The sequence below is a fragment of the Oscillibacter hominis genome (assembly GCF_014334055.1).
GTDB lineage: Bacteria > Bacillota > Clostridia > Oscillospirales > Oscillospiraceae > Oscillibacter > Oscillibacter hominis.
On record NZ_CP060490.1, the window covers coordinates 1,920,668 to 1,939,889 of the forward strand.

The window sequence follows — 19,222 nt, forward strand, 5'->3', positions numbered from 1 at the left end:
CTCCTTCACTGCTGTGGTTCCGCCGCGTCGTTTTCAATCCGCAGCTTTCTTGCCTGTTCTCTGTATAGGGCAGCCTTGGCCTCTTCCAGCTCATCCTGGAGATTGATGTCATCCCACAGGATTTCCACCTGGTCGCTCATGCCCTGCATTCTGAGCCACAGCCGGCAAATCCGCTCCAGCACGGGCGTCAGCGTCCGCCGGATGGCTGTGATCTCCGTGGTCAGAAGATCCGCCTGCTGGGAGCTCATCCGCTCCGTGGAGGACCAGCTCAACCCCAGCATAAAGGGTGGGATCCCCGTCTTGGCCACAATCTGCTCCAGGATCTGCCGCACCGGCACCTCGCTGTCTAAAATTTGGTTGTCTGCCCCAATGACCCGGATGTCCACATCGCCCACAGCCACAAAGTCCCGGACGCTTCCGCTTTTCGTGCTCTGCATGGCGCTGGCCCACTCCCTTGCAAGCTGCTGCCCGCGCTCCTGGGCCTGCACGCCGGAGAGTTCCTTTTCCTGAGGCTTGTACACCACGGCAAACCGGACGTTCCCGCACCGTTCCCAGTTGACGCCGATGGCGTTGTAGATCTTCAACAGGATATCGCTCAAAAAGGGCAGTGAGCGCAGCAGCGACACGCCATAGGGGTTGTCCGCCTCCGGATTGAGGGGCGTGAACAGCAGCAGGTTCTGATAGGGCAGCGGAACGACAGCCCCATGCTCATCGGGGCCGCAGATCACAAATTCCAGCGGGTTGCGCCCCTCCCGGATTTCCAGGTTGTCCACCCGGCCGCAAAGAAGCGCCGCAATGTCCCGGTTTCCCCGCTCCGGCACGATTTCTCCAATGGCCCTGCCGCAGGTCAGCAGGGAATCCACATAGCAGTCCACAAAGGAATTCAGCCCAAATTGGCCGCGCCCCACGCTGACCGTCTTCAAAAATTGATTCAGCGCCTCGTCAGCCCGGGCCTGCGGGCACTGGGCCCGGACGCCTCCCACCAGGCGGATCAGTTTGTAGATGGCCGCGTCCACAATGGGCACCGCCTCCCGTACCGCGCGGCAGAGCTGGGTCTCGCCTCCGCGCATGGGCACGCAGTTGTTCAGCAGCCCAAAGGGATGCTGGTCCGGCTGGCGCAGCTGGACAAATGCAGGTGCCGTCTCCTTCTTCTTCCAAAAGCCCATCTGACTCTCCTTTTTCATGAAAACTCAAACTACCGCTCCACGTATGTGGCGGCGAATCCACCCTCCTCCTGCTTTCGCACCCACATGGCAAAGTAGCGCATGTCGTCCATGGCGTGGTCGTTTTCTTTCTTGGGCGCGTCATGGCCCAACCGCTCGTCCCAGGTGTAAAGCCCCATCTCCCGGATGCAGTCGCCGCAGGTGTTACAGATCACGATCCGCTTCCGCTTCAAAAGATCCGCCGTCACCCGGATTCCGTCGGACACGTCGTTTTTGGCCCGCTCCACAGGGAACCCTTCCCGCCGAAGGGCCTCGATGAAGCTGGCGGCGGAGGGGTCTACCAGCACCGCCGCCAGCGGCCGTCCATCCGCCAGAGCGCGGATGGCTTCCACATATTCGGCGTCCGTCTTCTGGCGCCCCTCCTTCCGGGAATTGTAGTAGTACTCCCGCAGCCTGTACCACACATTGTCCCTAAGCCCCCAGAAACCGCAGGAGGTGGGGTTGGCCGTTCCGTAGTCCACGGAAATGCAGTAGCGCTCCATCTCCCCCTCCGGCGGTGTGACGCAGCAGGATTCCGGCTCAAAAAAGTCGTAGATCAGGCCCTGTGCGGCGGTCCATTCCCCCAGGACGAACCTGCGGTAAAAGATGCCGCTGTAGGAATTTCGGTACCTGGCGCGGATTCGCTCGGAAAGGGCCGGATTGTCCTCCATGGTAAAGTGGAGGTACAGGGCGCGGCGTTCACAGCTCTTTAAAATCCACTCCTGGTAAAACCAGTGCTGGGGCCCCTCGGGGTTGCAGCTGAACCACAGCCTGCTTCCCGATACGGAGCACCGGGCGCAGGCCTGCTCCACAAAGGAGCGGGGCATCAGCGCCACCTCGTCCAACAACACTCCGGCAAACGTAATGCCCTGGATCAGTGCGGCACTGGACTCATCGTAGCCTCCAAAGAGATAGAAGCGGTTCTCCCGGCTGCCATACCGGATCAGAATCAAATTCTCCGAACGCTTTTCCAGACATTGAAAGCCAAGCTGCCTCAGATAAGGCAGCAGTTCGCTGAGCACATTGCGCCGCAGCGAGACAATGCTCTTTCCGCACAGTCCAAACTGCCTGCGGTCAAAGCAGCGCATTGCCCAAAAGACAAACGAGATGCCCATGCACAGTGTCTTGCCGCTTCGTACGGCCCCGTCGCAGATGATCGCCTCGTGATGATTGTCCTTCATCCACCAGGTCAGGACTTTTCTTTGCTTTGGGGAAAACCGTCTGATCCTCATTCGTTCCCGGCATCCTCAAGAGCCTGAAAAAAGTCCACGGCCCCGTCCCCTGCTCCATCTCCCAACAGGGAGTAAAGCGCCTCAAGGGCCCGTACCCGATCCACGAACTTTACCTCCAGGCCTTTGTCCGTTGCCTTGAATTCCGCCACTGCAGACAGGTCCAGCTCATCGGGGTCGTATGTTCCTTCATGGAGCGCCAGCCGAATGGCGTCGTTGACCCGTCCAAATGCCAGCTGCGCCAAACGCCGCAGCACATCTTCCCGCTTGAGCTGTCCCGATGCCGCTTCCCGCATCTTTTCCAGCTGCTCCTGCACGCTCTTTCGGGACAGGGCGGAAAATCCGTCCCGGCAGCCCGCCTTAGCCGCGGCCCGCTCCGGGTCCATGGTCCGCAGATATGCCTCGCAGAATTTCTGCCGGTCCCCTCCGGCGCACATCTCTTTCACGATCCTCTTCACCTCCGTCCTCTCATACACTCCTCGGCGGCTGTTCAAAATTGCACGCCTGTATGCATTTGAACCGGGTTTCTTTTGCCGCAGCAGTGCCTGCGGGCAAAAAAATACCGCAGGGAATCTTCCCTGCGGTATCCCGTCTGATGCGGTTTTTACGCGCTGCGCTTTATATTGCCCTGCTCCAAAATCAGGGCAGCGGCCTCCGCGTTGCTGATGCAGTAGAACACCAACCCTGCGGCGCAGTCCTGATCGTCGTTGGTCATCACGTCGATCTTGGGGTGGCAGGCGCGCCACCGGAGCTGCTTGTGCACCTCGCTGAAGAGCTCGCTGCCTAAGACGAGGCAATCCTGAGTCGCCACATCCGTCACCATCTGAAAATCGTCAACGTCGGAGAGCTCCATATAATAGAGGGCCTTGCCCTTTGTCATCACGATTGCCCGCTGGTCCGTGAGCCAGTACTTCTGCTTGCGCAGATTGATCCGTTCTAAGATGGGGGACACCATAATCAGCGTGGCAACCGCCAGCGTCAAAGCAATGAACCCCATGCTCCACTCCTCGTTTTTAGAGCAGTAGAGCATCAGTAAACCGATGGTAAGAGCCACCGTCAATATCCAGGTGCGCAAAATGCGGAATTTGTTCTCGCCGTCCAACAGTGGAAAGTCCGTCGGCTTGCCCTGCCAGCGCACCACTTCATTCTTTCTCAGAAAATCATTCAATTCTTTCTCCATGAGGACACACTCCTTTATCAGCTTATGCAGGTCTTCTGCTTGCTTTTATTATACGGGAAGAACCCGTTCAACTGCTGCTAAAGCTCAATGCCCCCTTGTTAAGCGGTTGTCAAGAAGGCCCCCAGCCACTTGGTCTCCCTCTTCGATTTTAGCGGAAATTTAACGCGTCATTTGTTATAATAGTCGAAAATAGTCGTCCGCTGCAGCGCAAAGAACTGCGTATCCATAAACAACAGGCAATTCCTTTCCAGCAGAATCCGCTGTGCAAATTGGGATTTCTGTGTTATAGTAGTAAGCGTTGTTTTGCAGTCCGTCTCGGCCAGCCCATGCAGCAATCATCTGTTTCTCCGGCCTTTGCGGAGAAAAGGAGGTGCCTTTTGAACACAAAAAAGCCGCAGATTTTCCCATTTTCCTGGAAAGACCTGCTGATCTCTGTGGGAATTCTCTTTTGTGCGGTGGAGCTATGTATCCTGCTGAGGATGGCGGATACCTCCGACGGCTTTGCCTCGCCGATTTTCGTGCTTGCCGTGCTGCTGATCTCCCGCCTGACCACAGGCTATCTCTTCGGGTTGATTTCTGCCATTCTGGGCGTCATCGGCGTCAATTATATCTTTACTTATCCCTATTGGGCGTTCAACTTCACCATCTCCGGCTACCCCCTGACCTTTCTCACGCTGCTTGGCGTCTCCCTGATTACCTGCACCATGACCACAAAGATCAAGCAGCAGGATCGGCTGAGGGCGGAGACGGAAAAGGAGAAGATGCGCGCCAACCTGCTCCGCTCCGTCTCCCACGACATCCGCACTCCCCTGACCTCCATCATGGGCTCCACTTCAGCTGTGCTGGAAAATCCAAGCCTCTCCAAAGAGGAGCAGAAAAAGTTGTTGGAGGATGCCCGGGACGAGGCCCAGTGGCTCATCCGGGTTGTGGAGAATCTATTGTCCATCACCCGGATCGGCGACGCCCAGGCCCAGATCACAAAGGAGCCGGAGGCGGCGGAAGAAGTGCTGGGCGAGGCCGTGCGGAAGTTCCGTAAGCGCTTCCCCTCGGTCTCTATACGGGTAGAGGCTCCGGAGGAACTGCTTCTGGTCCCCATGGATGCAATCCTCATTGAGCAGGTCCTGTCCAACCTGCTGGAAAACGCCGTATTCCACGGGGAGACCACCACTTGCATCCTGCTCTCCGTCCAGTCTGAGGGCCGCTATGCCCGATTTTCCGTGGCGGACAACGGCTGCGGAATTCCCCCAAGGGAGCTGCCCACCCTCTTTGACGGCACCCTCAAGCGTAATGAAACTGCATCCGGAGACGGCAAGCGCAACATGGGCCTGGGGCTCTCCGTCTGCATGGCTATCGTCCGGGCCCACAATGGCACCATGGAAGCCAAAAATTTAGATAGAGGCGCAGAATTTTCATTTCGTCTGCCCCTTTTTGAGGAGGAATCCCTATGACCATTCGTGAAAAAGTCTTGGTGGTGGAGGATGAAAAGAGCATCTCCCACTTCATCTGCACCATTTTAAACTCCAACGGCTATGAAACCATGCAGGCCCGCACGGGGGAGGAGGCCCTCTCCATGATTTCCTCCCACTGCCCGGATCTGATCATCCTGGATTTGGGGCTGCCGGATATGGATGGCCTGGATGTCCTCAGCAGCCTGCGGAGCTGGTCCAGTCTCCCGGTGGTGGTGGTCTCCGCCCGCTCCCATGAACACGATAAGGTGAACGCCCTGGACTTGGGCGCCGATGATTATCTCACCAAACCCTTCGGCACCGATGAGCTGCTGGCCCGGGTGCGCACGGCCATCCGCCATACTCGCACCTCCTCCGGCAACGATGAGATTGCCCAGAAGGGCACCTACACAGTAGGGGACCTCACCATTGACTATAACAAGCACCAGGTGCTGGTCCGCGGGGAAAACGCCCATCTGACCCTCAGCGAGTTCCGCATTGTGGCGCTGTTAGGCAAGTATGCTGGTAAGGTGCTGACTTATGACTTTATCATCAAGGAACTGTGGGGCCCCCGGGCCAGCGGCGACAACCAGATTCTCCGGGTCAATATGGCCAACATCCGGCGAAAAGTGGAAAAGAACCCCGCCGAACCGGAATATCTCTTCACGGAGGTGGGTGTAGGGTACCGTTTGGCTGAAGGTGACTGAATAAAAGGCGCTGCCTTGACGGCAGCGCCTTTTTATACGCTTTCGCGCCAGCCTTTTGTCTGCCCGCCGCAGTCTTTCATCTGCGGTGGGAAACTCTTTTTCACAGGTCTCCTTAGATGGGTTTAGAGGACCACACGCTCTTCTTTATGAGCTGGAAACTTGGCACACTCTTAACGTGTATTTTTGACAAAATCTGATAGAATAAAATTGGTAGGAGAGGAATTCCCTCTCAAGGCCGCTGAATTTCAATCTTCACCCTTTCTCTTGCCCGGAGCCTTTTAAAATTACATCTCTCCCCATACTACATATTGATCTCTATCACAAGACAGCCTCTCACCTCCTCCGGGCAAAAAAGAGATTCCATCCCGTACGGGATGGAATCTCTTTTTTTAATTCTTTTGTCACGTCCGGAAGGATATGTGGCTGTCTCCGGAATCCGCATACCCCGCCTCACGCGTAAACGATGATCAGGCCCACCATCATCCCGGCCGTGGCGGCGAAGGCCGGAGCCTTGGACCTCCACATCTCCGTTGCCTCCGGCAAAAGCTCCCCGAACACCACATAGAGCATGGCGCCGCTGGCAAAGCTCAGCGACAGTGTCAGCGCCATCGGGCCCATGGAACCAAGGTAGAACCCAATCAGCGCGCCTATGACCGTTGGGAGCCCGGACAGAGCCGTAATGCCCACCGCCCTCGCGGCACCCATCCCTCCGGCAATCAGCGGAACCGCCACCGCCACCCCCTCCGGAATGTTGTGCAGGCCAATGACAATTGCCATCAGGATACCGCCCCGGGACGCCTCTTCCCCCGAGCGGGCGAAAGATGCTCCGATCACCATGCCCTCCGGCATATTGTGGAGCGCAATGGCCGCCGCCATGACCACACCCGCTATAAAGAGCTGCCTGCGGGAATGCTCCCGGTCTGATGACTGCTCCTTCTTCCTTGCGCCCCGCAGGTTTACCAGCATGACCCTGCGCTTTTGCTCGCCTTTTCCCTCTATCCAGCCGTTGAGCAGCCCGATGACGCCATACCCTATCAATACGCCAAGCACCACCGCCAGCACATTGGAGACCCCCGCATTGTTCGCCGGGTCCAGCGCGTCTGTCAGCAGGTCAAAGCAGACCACGCTGGTCATTACACCGGCCGCAAAGGACATGAGCAGGCTCACCGTCCTGTCCGAGTCCCGCCGAAACAAGGTGGCCGCCGCGCCGCCCAGCCCAGTGCCGCCCACGCCGGCAATGGCGGTGATGGTCAAAATGCTTCCTATAACCCCCATGCATGATTCCTTTCCTTCCCTCTTGCCGTTTGTTCTCCTCTGTGCATGGCGATCAAAAAAGGGAGAGGCAGCCTCTCCCTTTTTCCTATGTACGGATTAAAATGTAAAGCAGCGCAGCCACCAATCCCAGCCCCGCCAAGAGCAGGTCAAAGGAAAATGTCTTGAGCACTGTGTGCTTGCGGGGCTCCTTTGCATAGGTGCCGAACTCCTCGTTGCCCTTTGGCACGATAATCCCCGGCGCCTTCAAAAAGAGCACCCTCCGTCCCATCTCCAGCACTGTGTCGCCCGCGGAGGCCAGGGTCCGCGCCGCCATGGCACCAAGAAAGGACGCAGCATCCAAAGCCGGACGGTAGATTGCCTCCTCAATGTCCAGCCACCTGGGCCAACGATCCAGGTAGACCCACTCTCCGTTGTGCCCCCGCTTCATCAGGCAGGTCCGGACGAACAAAAAGTAGACACAAAGCCCAATGCCAAGGGAGATCAGCGCCCCCTTCAGGTTCACCCAGGCAAAATAGTGGACGTGGCCTTCCAATGGCGCGGCGCGGAGAAACCCCTGAGAGAAGCGGGCCAGCCGCTCCATGGTGAGAGCGGGCGTCATCCCCATTCCCACCAGCGCCAGCGCCCCAACTCCCATGGCCGCGGCAGTGGAATGGTCCATATACTGGGCCGGCGGTACATGGTGCCCGGGCATCTTTGGGTCAATGCACAGCGCCGCAAAGAGCTTGGTCATATAGGCCACTGTAAGTCCGCCGGTCAGGAGGAACAGCACTTCCACCGCCTGTAAGGCCGCAGTGCTCAGCCCCTCCGCCGCCAGAAGGTGCATGTACTCCACAATGCTCTCGTGGAGCAGCGTCTTGCTCACATAGCCGGAAAACATCGGCACGCCGCAGATGGACAGCGCCCCGATGGTGAAGGCAGTGGCCAGGGCGGGCCGGTCGTTTGCAAAGCCCCGCACCACGTTGAGGTTCAGCGAATGGGTGCCCCGGTAGACTACGCCTGCGGCCACAAACAGCACCAGCTTGATCAGCGAATGGTTCACAAGGTGCAGCACGGTTCCCGCCGCGGCCAGCGCATTTTCCTCATTGAGCAGCACCTGCATCCCCACCCCCAGGAGGATGAACCCGATCTGGGACATGGACGAGCAGGCCAGGGTCCGCTTCAGGTCGATGGAAAACACCGCCAGCACCGCGCCCCCCAGCATGGTGATCACGCCTAACAGCAAAATGAGCTTGCCCCATGGCACATCATATAGAAAGAGATTGCAGCTGATGACTAAAATCCCATAAATACCAGATTTCGTCAGGATGCCGGACAAGAGCGCCGAAGCCGGTGCCGGCGCCACCGGGTGGGCCTTGGGCAGCCAGATGTGCATTGGAAACATGCCGGCTTTCGCCCCAAACCCAAAAAGGCAGCAGCCTCCCGCGGCATACAGCTGCCCCAGCTTACCTTCCGGCAGCCCTGTCACCAGCGTCCCCAGGGCCTCGATGCGCAGCGTGCCGAAAAGATCCTGCAGCAAAAAGAGCCCCATCAGCAGCGTCATTCCCCCGATAACTGCCACGGCGAGATAGGTGTCCGACGCCCGGATGGCCTCCCTTGTCTCGTTCTGAACCACCCAGACATAGGAGGTAAAGGACATCATCTCAAAAAAGAGAAAGGTGGTAAACAGGTCATTGGACAGAAATACCCCCATCAGCGCGCCCAGGGTCAGGAGGTAAAAGAGATAGTACCGGGTGCGGCTGTCCGATTCGGCAAAGTACTCCCGGGAGGGCAGGGCTGTCATCAGCCACAAAAAGGAGGCCAGAATCGCCAGCAGACCATGGAACCCGTCCGGGCTCAGGGAGATTCCAAACCCGCAAATGCCGCCCAGCGTCAGCTCACGCCCCTGCACGAACAGCAAAAGCAGGGCCGCAGCCAATTCCACAGCCGCCGTTGCAACCACGTAGTGATCCTGTACGTCCCGGTGGTGGCGTCCGATGATGTAGCATACAACTCCCATCCCCATGGGAAAACACACTAAAAAGATCAGAAGAAATGACGCCATACCCTCCTCCTTTCTCAGAATAATCCGTAGGCAGCCTGCCGGATCAGGTGGACGAGCTCCCCGGAGCAAAAGGCCGCCGCGATGCCCGCCGCCGTCAGCAGAAGCATAGTCCCCCTCATGGGGGCGCCGGGGGCGGTTACGTGCTCCAGGTTTGAGCGGTACTCCTCACCCACCGGGAAATACCCCCGCAGCACCACCGTCATCAGATAGAGGGTGGTCAGCAGCGTGGAGAGGATCAGCGCCCCGATCCCCCAGTAGGCAAGCGGGCTCCCCGTGGCCGCAGCCGCGGAGGCGACGCACCACTTCCCCACAAAGCCCCCCAGGGGCGGCACGCCGATCAGCGCAACGGAGGAGATGGTGAATGTTCCGAACACAACCGGCATGGCGTGGCCGAACCCCTCCAAATCGTAGACGTATTCCTTTCCCGTCTTGCAGAGAATCGCACCGGCGCAGAAAAACAGGGTGATCTTGATGACGGCGTGGTAGACCATGTGGGTCAGCCCGCCGGCCATTCCCTCCGGCGTCATCAGGGTAAAGCCAAAAAGGATATAAGAGAGATTGCTGACCGTGGAGTAGGCCAGCCGCCGCTTCAAGTGGGGCGTCCGCAGCGCCCTGGCCGAACCGTAAACAATGGTGACAATGGCGGCGGCCATGGCCACGTCCTGGGCAAAGGTCCCCCGGAGGAAGTCTGCGCCAAACCCAAAGTAGATGAGCCGCATCACCGCAAAGACGCCGGATTTTACCACCGCCACAGCGTGCAGCAGCGCGGAAACCGGGGTGGGCGCCACCGAGGCGTCCGGCAGCCAGCCGTGAAAGGGGAAGATGGCAGCTTTTACGCCAAATCCGAAAAACGCGCACAGGAACGCCCACAGCAGCATCTGCTCGTTGCCGGCGCTCAAGGACTCATCCAGCACACCACCCAGTGTAAAATCCAAACTGGTGCCGTAATTGAGTAGAAATACCATCCCGATGAAGGCAAACGCCGCCCCGGAAAGGGAGTAGATCAGATATTTCTTTCCGGCATAGCGGGCCTGGTGATCCATGGTGTGCATCACCAGCGGCAGTGTGGCCAGCGTGAGCAGCTCATAAAAAAGGTACAGCGTCAAAAAATTGGCCGCAAAGGCTACCCCCAGTACCACGCCGAAGGCAATGGTGAAAAAGCCGAAAAACCGGTTCTCACTCCCCTCGTGTTCCATGTATTCAAAGGCATAGATAGCCGTCACCGGCCAAAGCGCGGCAATCATGGCCCCAAAAATGCGGGACGCCCCGTCAATGCGCAGCGTCAGGGAGAGCGCCTGGGAAAAGCGGATCGGCGTGCAGGTAAAGGCACCCGCCCCCAATTTCCAGGAGAGGAAGATGCAGGATGCTGTTAGCAGCGAGGTGGCCACGGTGGCAAAAAGGATATAGCGCTCCCTGTGTTTTTTATGCACCGGGTTCCAGATCAAAAGCCCGGTTCCCGTCAGAATGGGGAAGAGGATTGCAGCGGCCATCAGACTTCCCATTTCAAGCGCCTCCTTTCTCTTAAGCTTGGCTCACGACCAGAACAGCAGATGAATGAGACCCTCCAGCTGCTGTGAAACAAGCCCGGGTGCCAGCCCCAGGACAATCGTCAGGGCAGAGAGCACCATCATGGGCACGGTCATCAGCCGCCCCGCCTCTTTGTGCTCCACGATGACCTCTTTGCCAGGGAAAAAGCCCCGGGTGATGATCGGCAGAAGATACCCTGCCGTCAGCAAAGCCGAAACCAGCAGCACCACAATTCCCACCAGGGCGATCCCCCGGAAATTGCTGTCCATAGCGCCTAATGCCAGATACCACTTGCTGACAAAGCCGCTCATGGGCGGGATTCCGATCAGGGACAAAGATGCAATGGTAAAGCACCACATGGTAGCCGGCATTTTCTTACCAATGCCCTCCAGCTGGTCCACCCGGGTGGCGCTGGTCATGTAGAGGATGGCGCCTGCGGCCAAAAACAGCGCGTCCTTGGCGATGGCATGGAACACGATCTGCAAAAGGGCGCCCTCCATCCCCTGCTCCGTCAGCAAAAAGATGCCGAACAGCGCATAGGAGATCTGGCTCACTGTGGAGTAGGCCAGCCGCTTTTTCAGCACCTTTTCCTTGTAGGCCAGCATGGAGCCGGTAAAAATCGTGGTCAGGGCGAGAATCAGCAGCACTTCCTGAGCCCAGGTCCCCCGCAGGAAGTGATCGCCATAGAGGTAAAATGTCACACGCAGAATCCCCAGCACACCCGCCTTTGTGATCACGCCGGACAAAAGGGCCGACGCCGGGGCCGGAGCCACCGGATGGGCGGTGGTCAGCCAGGCCTGCATCGGCAGAAGGCCCGCTTTGCAGCCAAAGCCGATGACCATCATAAAGTAAACGGTCAGCAGCAGCTGGCGGTGCTCCGCAGCCCGCACGGTATTCAGTGCTCCGCCGGCTGTAAAATCATAGGAGATCAGATACGGGGCCAGGAAGAAAAACCCGGCCAGGGCAATGCCCGCCCCAAATACCGAAAACCCCAGGTATTTTAAGGAGGCGCCCCGGGCGCCGGCGTCGGCGGTGTGCAGCACCAATGGGACGGTCAGGAGAGTCATCAGCTCAAAGAACATGTAGAATGTGATGAAGTTGCGGGCCAGGCACAGCCCCATCAAGGCCCCTAACGCCATGGTGAAAAACCCAAAAAACTGCTGCTCCTTCCCGACGTGGCGGATGTAGGGAAAGGCAAAATAAGTCACCGCAATCCAGATGCCGGAGACAAACAGGAGGAAAAACCGCCCCAGCCGGTCCACCGTTAGGGCCAGGGTCAGATGCCCCTCAATGGTCAGCAGTTCCATGGGTTCCACGGGCAGGAGGCAGACCAAAACAGCCGAAAGTGCGGTGAGCCACACCGTGCAGAGAACGGCGTTGTTTCTCTGTTTCTCCCGTTTCTCCAAAAATACAAAGCACCCGCCCGCAAAGGGGATCAGAAGAGGGGCCAGCAGCAACGGTTTCACCTCGCTTTCTTGGAAGATTTACATCAGCCGGATGCCCGATTCGATGATGGATACCACCGGCTCATAGAAGATGCCCAGGGCCAGCACCGCCAGAATCAGGCAGACGGCGGCTGTTGAGAAGGACGGGTCTTTTGCCGCGGACGGGGCAGAGCATCCTTCCTCCTGGCTGGTTCTGGACCAAATGGAGATCAGTGCCGGCACATAATAGAGGGCGTTGAGCACCGTGCTGGCGGCAATCACCAGCAAAATTAGGGCCGTCCGGCCGGAGCTGAGCAAACTGGCGTTGGCAAAGTAAAGCTTGGATACAAAGCCGCCGAAGAGCGGGATCCCAATCATGGAGAGGGCCCCGACGGTAAATCCCACTCCGGCCAGAAGGTCCCGGTAGGCGCTTCCCCGCAGCATGGCCAGGCTCTTATGGTGATCGCTGACGGCGCTGAGCCGTCCGGCGCAGCAAAAAAGCAGCGGCTTGGAGCAGGCGTGCACTAAGATGTGCAGGCAGGAGGCTGCCAGGCCCGCCTCAGTCCCCAGGCCGATTCCCATAAAGATGTACCCCACCTGGGCCACAGAAGAAAATGCAAGCATGCGCTTGATGTGGTGCTCCCGCATAGCCCCCAGGGAGCCGAACAGCATCCCCAGCAGCCCAAATGCCAGCACCACGTCGGTGATGTGGAACCTGGCCGCCGTCTCCAGGGTAAACACCCTGACAAAGAGCGTCATCAGCAGCACAATGTACCCCTTGAGCACCAAGCCGGACAAAATGGCGCTGGAGGCAGTGGTGGCGGAGCCGTGGGCGTCGGGCAGCCACAGGTGAAAGGGGAACATGGCGCTCTTGATGCCAAGCCCCACGGTGACAAGGCCGGTCACCACCGTCAGCGGCACCTGGTAGCGCCCGCTTTCCACCAGTGCCTCTACGCTGCCCCGAAGGGCCTGCATCAGAAGATACCCCGTGATGCTGTTGAGAAAGGTCACCCCCAGAAGAAACAGCCCAGAGCCCACCAGGCTCATAAAGAGATAGCGGATGGTGGCAATGAGGTTCCGGCCCGTGTCCTTGGCCATCACCATGGCGCAGGCGGCTATGGTGCTGATCTCGATGAACACATACCCGGTAAAAATGTCGGTGGTGTAGGTCAGGGTCAGCAGCGATGCCAGCGTCAAATTGGTCATGATGAAATAGAAGGGCTGCCTCTTGAGTGAAACATCCTGGAAAAGGTCTGTTTTCCCCCCCATCAGGGAGAGCCCCATCACCACGGAAAACGCCAGGCACAGCAATGCCTGAAGCGGCCCTGCCTTCAGGGCGTTTCCATAGGGGGCGGCAAACTTACCCATGCGGAAAAGGAAGCTGTAGTCGTGGATCGTCAGGTAAGCGGTCAGCGCTGCCGACATCACAGCCACCGCCCCAATGACAAAGAGGCTGATCCGGTAGGCGATCCGTCCGCTTCTCACGATGGACAGCAGGATTCCCGTCCCCATGCATAAAAAAATACAGAAAAAAGGGAAATTTTCAATCAGCGGCCTCACCGATCCCCCTCCTTCTCCATTCTCTCCAGCAGTTCCCGGAGGGAAACGGTGCGGTAACGCTGATAGATCCGCAGAATCAGCGCCAGGGAAAAGGCGGAGATGCTGACGGACACCACAATTCCCGTAAGGACCAGCCCGCTGGGGATGGGGTTGATGTAGAGGGAAGGATTGGTCAGCGCCTCATCCACAATGGGCGCCACCTTCCCATCGATGTAGCCGGTGGCGGCCAGCATCAAAAAGATGGCGCTGTCCATGATATTGAAGCCCACCACTTTGCGGACCAGGTTGTCCTGAAGCATCATGTTGGCAAAGCCGATGCCAAACAAAATGACGGCCGTGATGGAAAAGCGATTGTCCAAAATGGTCTGGAGCATACGTCCCTCCTTCCCTCGATTCTCTTCTCAAATCTCGCCCCGTGCAAAAAGGGCATAGAAACCATAGATCGTGCAGGCCACCACAATCCCCACCGCGATCTCAATGGGGGCGATCAACCCGCCGTGCTCTGTGGAAATGTGGCCGCCCAGCCCGTTGGCCCCAACAAAAATGTAAAATGCGTACAGAAGCGCATAGACGCCCAGCCCCAGCACCCGCACCACATTGTAGACATCATAGTCCAGATAGGCCTGAAGCGCGGAGAACCCAAAGGCGGCGGAAAACAGGATCAGGCCGCCGCCCAAAATGGTGCCGCCGGAAAATCCGCCTCCCGGCGAGGCGTGGCCGTTGAGCAGCACGTAGGCGCCAAAGAGGAAAATCAGCGGAATCATGAGCCGCGCGGCCTGCTGTAAAATCAGGTCTCCCGGCGCCTCTTCAAAACACTCCCTCTTTCCCCGCAGGCGCACGGGGCTTCCCTCATCGTCCCGCCGAAGGAGCATGATCACACAGTTCACCGCCAGAAACAGCACGCAGGACTCACCGAAGGTATCAAACCCACGGTAGTTGAGGATCATGCCGGTGACCGCGTTGGTGGCGCCGGTCTCCTCCTCGCTCATCTCGATGTAGTGTTCCGCAACGTCATTGTTGGTGGGGTTGTCAGGGTTTCCAAAGGGCGGCAGCGAGAGGGCCGTCACCAGCAGGATCCCCACCATGCAGAGGGTAATGGCCGCAGCGGCAATGGGGTAAAACCGGAAAAAATGCCTCAGGCGGCGCTGGTCCTGATGCTGTTCCTCTTCCTCACTGCGCTTTTCCCGCTTGGGCTTGGTGGCCATGGTAAAGAGTACGTACTCCTTGGGCTGGTAGTCCCCGTTGACCCAGTCGGCGAAATGGCTCCACTTACTCATCTTCCGTTCCCTTCAGCGCATGGATTCTCCGGAGCGTGAGGAAAAAGAGGATGCTGGTGATGCCCGCACCCACAGCGGCCTCGGTGATGGCCAGGTCCGGGCTTTGCAGCAGGCTCCACAAGATGGCCATCAGCAGGCTGAAGGACATGTAGACGATCACCATCACCAGCAGCCTGCGGCACAAAGGCGCCGCGGCCGCCGTGAGAATCAGCCCAAGCAGCAGGATGTTTTCAAGGCCCGTCATCTTCTCTCCACCTCGCATTCCCGTTCCAGATTGGGATTTGTAGCCGCCTCCATTTCTGCCAGCAGATGGCTTGCCACCGGGCTGGTGAACCAGAGAAACAGCAGGATCAACAGCAGTTTGAACCCCGTCATGGAGATGCCCCGCAGGAAAATCAGTCCCACCAGAACAGAAAAAATCCCCAGCGCGTCGCACAGCGCGGCGGCGTGCATCCGGCCCAGCACATAGTCCAGCCGGTACAGCCCCACCACGCAGGTGAAAAATACAAAGAGCCCAAAGAGCACGAATGCAATTCCGATTGCCGTCACAGCTTCCCCTCCTTGCTGCGGAACTTGGCCCCGCTCCTGTTCCGCCGGGAAAGCACCAGGCGGGAGAGCACCACAACCGCCAGAAAACTCAATAGTGCGTATACCAGCGCCACATCCACCAAATAGTCCTCTCCCAGCCAGACCGACAGGATGCTGATTACCGCCACCACCATGGTGTTCAATACGTTGACCGCCACCACCCGGTCCGTAAACCGCGGCCCCAGGATGGAGCGGATCAAAACGGCAAGGATCAGCAGCGTAAAGGCCACCGCGCTCCCCAGAAGGATGTAGTGTCTCGTCATCCCTCTTCCTCCATCTCCCTGAGCCGGCGGATAAAGCCGCACTGTTCAATTCCCTGTGCAAGCGACCGGTCCAGCGTGTGGATGCAAAGCTCCGGCCCCTCCGCCGCCACAGTGATCGTCCCCGCGGTCAGCGTGATGGAATCGGCCAGCAGGGCCCTTGCCTCATCCGTCTGCAGGGCGCTGTCAAAGTAGATGATCTGCGGCCGCAGCTCACCTTTGGGCCGCCAGATCATACCGATGATCCGCACTGCAGCCAGAATGATCTCCCAGATCAGGCTCAGGAAATAGACCGCTTTTTTCCATATGTAGGGAAAAGAAACCCGGTGGAACCGGTACCCCAGCGCTTTGCGGCCAAGCAAGGTCAAAACCGCTGCCGCAACCGCTCCGGAGAGACAGCTTTCCCAGCTCAGCGTTCCGCTCAATATAATCCACAGCACAAAATACAGCAGGGGCATACTCTTTTCACCTTCTCCCAACAGACACGAAAAATGGCGCCAAAAGACGCGGGTTTCCCGCACCTCATTCTGGCGTCGCTTCTTCTAATTATATCACTTGATCAGCGGCTGAAGCCGCAGCAAATTCTTATGCCTCATCCTCTGCTTTGTTTTTCTCACCGGCCACACCCCTTGCAACATCTCCATGGCATTCTTTCATGCGCTTGATCTCCGCGTCCAAAGACGGACACGTGGCTCAAATTGACCACTTTGACCGCAGAGCGGTGGTATCCCGTGTAAAAGCAGCCGGAACCGTTCTTTTTTATTATAAAGATTCTCCCAATAGAAGTCAAGGCGAAGGCAGCACTCTCTCCATTTGTTGCAGCAAAAAATAATAACCAAAATTGTTTTTCCTTTCTTATGCAATTCACCAGTTTTTTCTTGCAGAAGTTTTGGATTGTGTGCTGACTTCCCTCCGGCATGCATAGTCTTCCATGAGGTGATCTGATATGCAGATTCATGTGGTAAAGCCTGGAGAAACTGTATTTTCCATTGCTGCCGGATACGGCGTCGATCCGCAGCGTCTGGCTGCGGACAATGAGGTGGGCGCCACCGGCGCGCTGGCCGTGGGCCAGACCCTGGTGGTGCAGTTCCCGCGCACGGTCCACGCCGTGGCTCCAGGTGAGTCTCTTTCATCCATCGCGGCGCAGTACGGCGTCTCTCTGCGCCAGCTCTATCGAAACAACTGGCCGCTGCAAGGCCGGTCTGATCTGATCCCCGGGCAGAGGATTGTCATCTCCTATATTGGTGAAAAGCTGGGCCTGCTCCAATCCAACAGCTATGCCTACCCCTTTATCTCCACCACGCTTTTAAACGCTGAGCTCCCCTATCTCACCTACCTGACGCCCTTTACCTATGGAGTCACTGAAACCGGCAATCTCCTGCCCCTGGATGACGACGTTCTCCTTGCCTCCGCCCGGTATTATGGCGCCGCCCCCATGCTCCACCTTTCCACATTGACGGAGGAGGGCGGTTTTTCCAGTGAACGCGCCGTCCGTGTCCTGACGGATCCGCAGGCCCAATCCCGTCTGATTTCCGATGTGCTGCGTACGGTGGAGGAGAAGTCCTTTTATGGCGTGGATGTGGACTTTGAGTATATCCCAGGCACCCAGCGGCAGGATTACATCGATTTTTTAGACCGGCTGCATCAAAGCTTGGCGCCGCGCCCCCTGTGGGCGGCCCTGGCGCCGAAGACATCTCCCGATCAGCCGGGGCTCCTCTATGAAGCCCACGACTATGGCGGCATCGGCGCGGTAGTGGATGGGGTCTTGCTGATGACTTATGAATGGGGGTATACATCAAGCCCACCTTGTTCTCAGTGCAAAAAACGCAAACGGCACGGGATAACTCCCAGGCCGTTTGCGTTTTTACATCATCAACAGTATTAACCGCCGTATTTCATGCCATAACCATTTTAACTTGTCCGCTTTGCCTCCCTGTTGAGCCGCTTTCAGATGGCGGAGAGCACCGCCGCTTTTATCCAAAAGCGGATCCGCACTTCCTCTCAGGACGCAAAAAGGCTGTCGATTTCCGCGTTGGAAATGGAGGCAATGTTGAATACCGCCCCTAAGGTATCCCACTTGCTTCCGTTCCAGGCATAGTTCATCCCATCTGTCTCCACGTTGTACACATAACCCGGAACCGCAGTGGCGGGCAGGTCTGATGTGTTTGCCACACTGCCCTGATAGATATAGACGTTGGCAAGGTCCGTTTTCTTAGCATAGTCCCCTGCGTCCGGCAGCGATGACACCGCGGTGGGTACCTGAATATCGACGGCTTTGGAGACCACGCCCTGAGCCACGCCGTTGACCTTTACCGTCTCAATCACATTTGCTTGGGCGCTGCTGGGCGCGTGGGGCGCCTTGCTGTGGGTGTAGGCGGCATCGTAGTTTGCCTTTTCAGAAGAGGTGAAGTCCTCCGTGGAGAGGCCCTTGCCATCCACCTTGTCCACCTTTTTTTCGAATTTTTCTTCTAACTTTGTCTTTATATACAGCAGGCCGTTTTCATCCAGGTAACTTGCCATCCTCTCACCACCCTAATATTGATTTGAGCTGTGCATTGGACAGTGCGTCCTCCAGCCCCAGTTTACTGTCCAAGGTCTCTTTTAAATCTGTAATCGATGCAATGGGGTGCTGGTCTTCCTTGTCCCGGTTTTGCAGCACGCTGTGATCCAGTGTACCTCCGCTGGCAGCCAAAGGCCTAATGTTGACCGTAAGGCCGGGCACAGTGCCCACTGATACTGAAATTTTCCCTGGCATTTACAGCACCTCCGTGGAAATTGCGTCGACCACGTTGACTTTTTTAGGGACAATGCCCTGCACGGTTCCATTGACGTATTTGATCCGTATGTCCAACTCAACGGAGGAGTTGGCCTCCCAGTCAAAGGTCTCCTGCTGGGTGAGGGGCAGCTCAAATACCCCGCTTTCCTCGGAATAGACCACATCGCCGGGATAGACCTTCCGGAGTCCGCCGATATAGAATTCCACTGTCTCCACCTCCGCCACCCGCAGCACTTCATCGTTGGCCCGAATCTCCACAGGCAGGGCGTAGGCGTCTCCCTGTTTCACATAGATTGCCACAAGCATCTTCTCCTTTCACAGTCCGGACCGCGCAAACGCAGAATCTCTCTTCCCGGTTCATTAAAACATTTGCCTGTCCTTGATCTCTGTCAATAGGACAACCAATCCGGTTCCAATTTGCACCTTTGGGTACAACATCCTATGTAAGGCCCGGCCATTCCACTTCCCGGGAAAAGGCCGATCAGTCCTCCGCCTTTCGCAAAAGGGCCGCCTCGGCCAGCTGCTGAATCTGCCGCATGGCTCTCTTTCGCTCTTCCTCCGTTGCACTGCGGCACACCGCGTCCATGATGCAGCAAACCGCGTCACCGCATTCCACCGTCATCCTGCATTCCTCCATATCAGGTACAAAGGGCGCCTTTGCGGAGTATGCCATATGCATCACCTCACCGCAAGTCTACGGCCCGATGATTCATCCTATGACTGTCTGCGTT

22 protein-coding genes are annotated in these 19,222 nt (G+C 57.7%); 3 read left to right on the plus strand and 19 right to left on the minus strand.

Going from position 1 to position 19,222, the window contains the following annotated elements; genetic code table 11:
- Positions 1 to 5 precede the first annotated feature (5 nt).
- From H8790_RS09600 to H8790_RS09615, 4 genes are all read right to left on the minus strand, one after another.
- Entirely contained in the window at positions 6 to 1,166 is a 1,161-nt protein-coding gene (locus H8790_RS09600) for a phage portal family protein (protein ID WP_187332311.1), read from the minus strand.
- A 29-nt stretch (positions 1,167 to 1,195) separates the two neighbouring features.
- On the minus strand, positions 1,196 to 2,434 hold the full coding sequence (locus tag H8790_RS09605; RefSeq protein ID WP_187332312.1) for a PBSX family phage terminase large subunit: 1,239 nt from the start codon (positions 2,432 to 2,434) through the stop codon (positions 1,196 to 1,198).
- The gene (locus tag H8790_RS09610) at positions 2,431 to 2,889 is read right to left on the minus strand and encodes a terminase small subunit (RefSeq protein WP_187332313.1); all 459 of its coding nucleotides are present in this window, start codon (positions 2,887 to 2,889) and stop codon (positions 2,431 to 2,433) included. Before H8790_RS09610 ends, H8790_RS09605 begins: the two co-directional genes overlap by 4 nt.
- Before the next feature lie 146 nt (positions 2,890 to 3,035).
- Positions 3,036 to 3,611, minus strand: coding sequence for a hypothetical protein (locus tag H8790_RS09615; protein WP_187332314.1), 576 nt, complete (start codon positions 3,609 to 3,611; stop codon positions 3,036 to 3,038).
- Positions 3,612 to 3,988: 377 nt separating this feature from the next.
- On the opposite strand from H8790_RS09615, the gene H8790_RS09620 reads away from it, so the two are divergent.
- Positions 3,989 to 5,059, plus strand: coding sequence for a sensor histidine kinase (locus tag H8790_RS09620; RefSeq protein ID WP_243208479.1), 1,071 nt, complete (start codon positions 3,989 to 3,991; stop codon positions 5,057 to 5,059).
- Positions 5,056 to 5,763 (plus strand): response regulator, encoded by a 708-nt coding sequence (locus H8790_RS09625; RefSeq protein ID WP_187332316.1) that lies wholly within the window; start codon positions 5,056 to 5,058, stop codon positions 5,761 to 5,763. The genes H8790_RS09620 and H8790_RS09625 overlap by 4 nt, the downstream gene beginning before the upstream one ends.
- A gap of 450 nt (positions 5,764 to 6,213) precedes the next feature.
- On the opposite strand, the gene H8790_RS09630 is transcribed toward H8790_RS09625, so the two are convergent.
- The 11 genes from H8790_RS09630 to H8790_RS09680 all read right to left on the minus strand — a co-directional run bounded on the left by H8790_RS09630 (position 6,214) and on the right by H8790_RS09680 (position 16,173).
- A complete protein-coding gene (locus H8790_RS09630; protein ID WP_187332317.1) occupies positions 6,214 to 7,038 on the minus strand; it encodes a ZIP family metal transporter in 825 nt (274 codons plus the stop codon).
- An 85-nt stretch (positions 7,039 to 7,123) separates the two neighbouring features.
- The gene (locus H8790_RS09635) at positions 7,124 to 9,079 is read right to left on the minus strand and encodes a complex I subunit 5 family protein (protein WP_187332318.1); all 1,956 of its coding nucleotides are present in this window, start codon (positions 9,077 to 9,079) and stop codon (positions 7,124 to 7,126) included.
- A gap of 14 nt (positions 9,080 to 9,093) precedes the next feature.
- Entirely contained in the window at positions 9,094 to 10,581 is a 1,488-nt protein-coding gene (locus H8790_RS09640) for a complex I subunit 5 family protein (protein ID WP_187332319.1), read from the minus strand.
- A gap of 30 nt (positions 10,582 to 10,611) precedes the next feature.
- Positions 10,612 to 12,072 carry a complex I subunit 5 family protein gene (locus H8790_RS09645; RefSeq protein WP_243208480.1) on the minus strand — a complete coding sequence of 487 codons (1,461 nt, stop codon included), beginning with the start codon at positions 12,070 to 12,072 and terminating at the stop codon, positions 10,612 to 10,614.
- 18 nt (positions 12,073 to 12,090) lie between these two features.
- The gene (locus H8790_RS09650; protein WP_187332320.1) at positions 12,091 to 13,590 is read right to left on the minus strand and encodes a complex I subunit 5 family protein; all 1,500 of its coding nucleotides are present in this window, start codon (positions 13,588 to 13,590) and stop codon (positions 12,091 to 12,093) included.
- Positions 13,587 to 13,964 carry a sodium:proton antiporter gene (locus H8790_RS09655; RefSeq protein ID WP_187332321.1) on the minus strand — a complete coding sequence of 126 codons (378 nt, stop codon included), beginning with the start codon at positions 13,962 to 13,964 and terminating at the stop codon, positions 13,587 to 13,589. The genes H8790_RS09650 and H8790_RS09655 overlap by 4 nt, the downstream gene beginning before the upstream one ends.
- A 27-nt stretch (positions 13,965 to 13,991) precedes the next feature.
- Positions 13,992 to 14,867, minus strand: coding sequence for a hydrogen gas-evolving membrane-bound hydrogenase subunit E (gene mbhE, locus H8790_RS09660; protein WP_187332322.1), 876 nt, complete (start codon positions 14,865 to 14,867; stop codon positions 13,992 to 13,994).
- Complete coding sequence (locus H8790_RS09665; protein ID WP_187332323.1) at positions 14,860 to 15,111, minus strand: hydrogenase subunit MbhD domain-containing protein; 252 nt, start codon at positions 15,109 to 15,111, stop codon at positions 14,860 to 14,862. The genes mbhE and H8790_RS09665 overlap by 8 nt, the downstream gene beginning before the upstream one ends.
- Positions 15,108 to 15,416: a cation:proton antiporter gene (locus H8790_RS09670; protein ID WP_187332324.1), complete on the minus strand. Its 309-nt coding sequence runs from the start codon at positions 15,414 to 15,416 to the stop codon at positions 15,108 to 15,110. Before H8790_RS09670 ends, H8790_RS09665 begins: the two co-directional genes overlap by 4 nt.
- Complete coding sequence (locus H8790_RS09675) at positions 15,413 to 15,718, minus strand: monovalent cation/H+ antiporter complex subunit F (RefSeq protein ID WP_187332325.1); 306 nt, start codon at positions 15,716 to 15,718, stop codon at positions 15,413 to 15,415. The genes H8790_RS09670 and H8790_RS09675 overlap by 4 nt, the downstream gene beginning before the upstream one ends.
- Positions 15,715 to 16,173, minus strand: a complete 459-nt coding sequence (locus tag H8790_RS09680; protein ID WP_187332326.1) for a Na+/H+ antiporter subunit E — start codon at positions 16,171 to 16,173, stop codon at positions 15,715 to 15,717. Before H8790_RS09680 ends, H8790_RS09675 begins: the two co-directional genes overlap by 4 nt.
- A gap of 488 nt (positions 16,174 to 16,661) precedes the next feature.
- On the opposite strand from H8790_RS09680, the gene H8790_RS09685 reads away from it, so the two are divergent.
- Positions 16,662 to 17,600 carry a LysM peptidoglycan-binding domain-containing protein gene (locus tag H8790_RS09685; RefSeq protein ID WP_187332327.1) on the plus strand — a complete coding sequence of 313 codons (939 nt, stop codon included), beginning with the start codon at positions 16,662 to 16,664 and terminating at the stop codon, positions 17,598 to 17,600.
- Between the two features lie 116 nt (positions 17,601 to 17,716).
- Here H8790_RS09685 and H8790_RS09690 read toward each other — a convergent pair whose 3' ends face one another.
- The 4 genes from H8790_RS09690 to H8790_RS09705 form a co-directional block, all read right to left on the minus strand.
- Positions 17,717 to 18,235: a hypothetical protein gene (locus H8790_RS09690; RefSeq protein ID WP_187332328.1), complete on the minus strand. Its 519-nt coding sequence runs from the start codon at positions 18,233 to 18,235 to the stop codon at positions 17,717 to 17,719.
- A gap of 4 nt (positions 18,236 to 18,239) precedes the next feature.
- On the minus strand, positions 18,240 to 18,470 hold the full coding sequence (locus tag H8790_RS09695; protein ID WP_187332329.1) for a hypothetical protein: 231 nt from the start codon (positions 18,468 to 18,470) through the stop codon (positions 18,240 to 18,242).
- Positions 18,471 to 18,791: a hypothetical protein gene (locus H8790_RS09700; protein WP_187332330.1), complete on the minus strand. Its 321-nt coding sequence runs from the start codon at positions 18,789 to 18,791 to the stop codon at positions 18,471 to 18,473. It lies immediately after the preceding gene.
- Positions 18,792 to 18,972: 181 nt separating this feature from the next.
- Positions 18,973 to 19,164 carry a hypothetical protein gene (locus H8790_RS09705; protein ID WP_187332331.1) on the minus strand — a complete coding sequence of 64 codons (192 nt, stop codon included), beginning with the start codon at positions 19,162 to 19,164 and terminating at the stop codon, positions 18,973 to 18,975.
- Between the last annotated feature and the right edge of the window lie 58 nt (positions 19,165 to 19,222).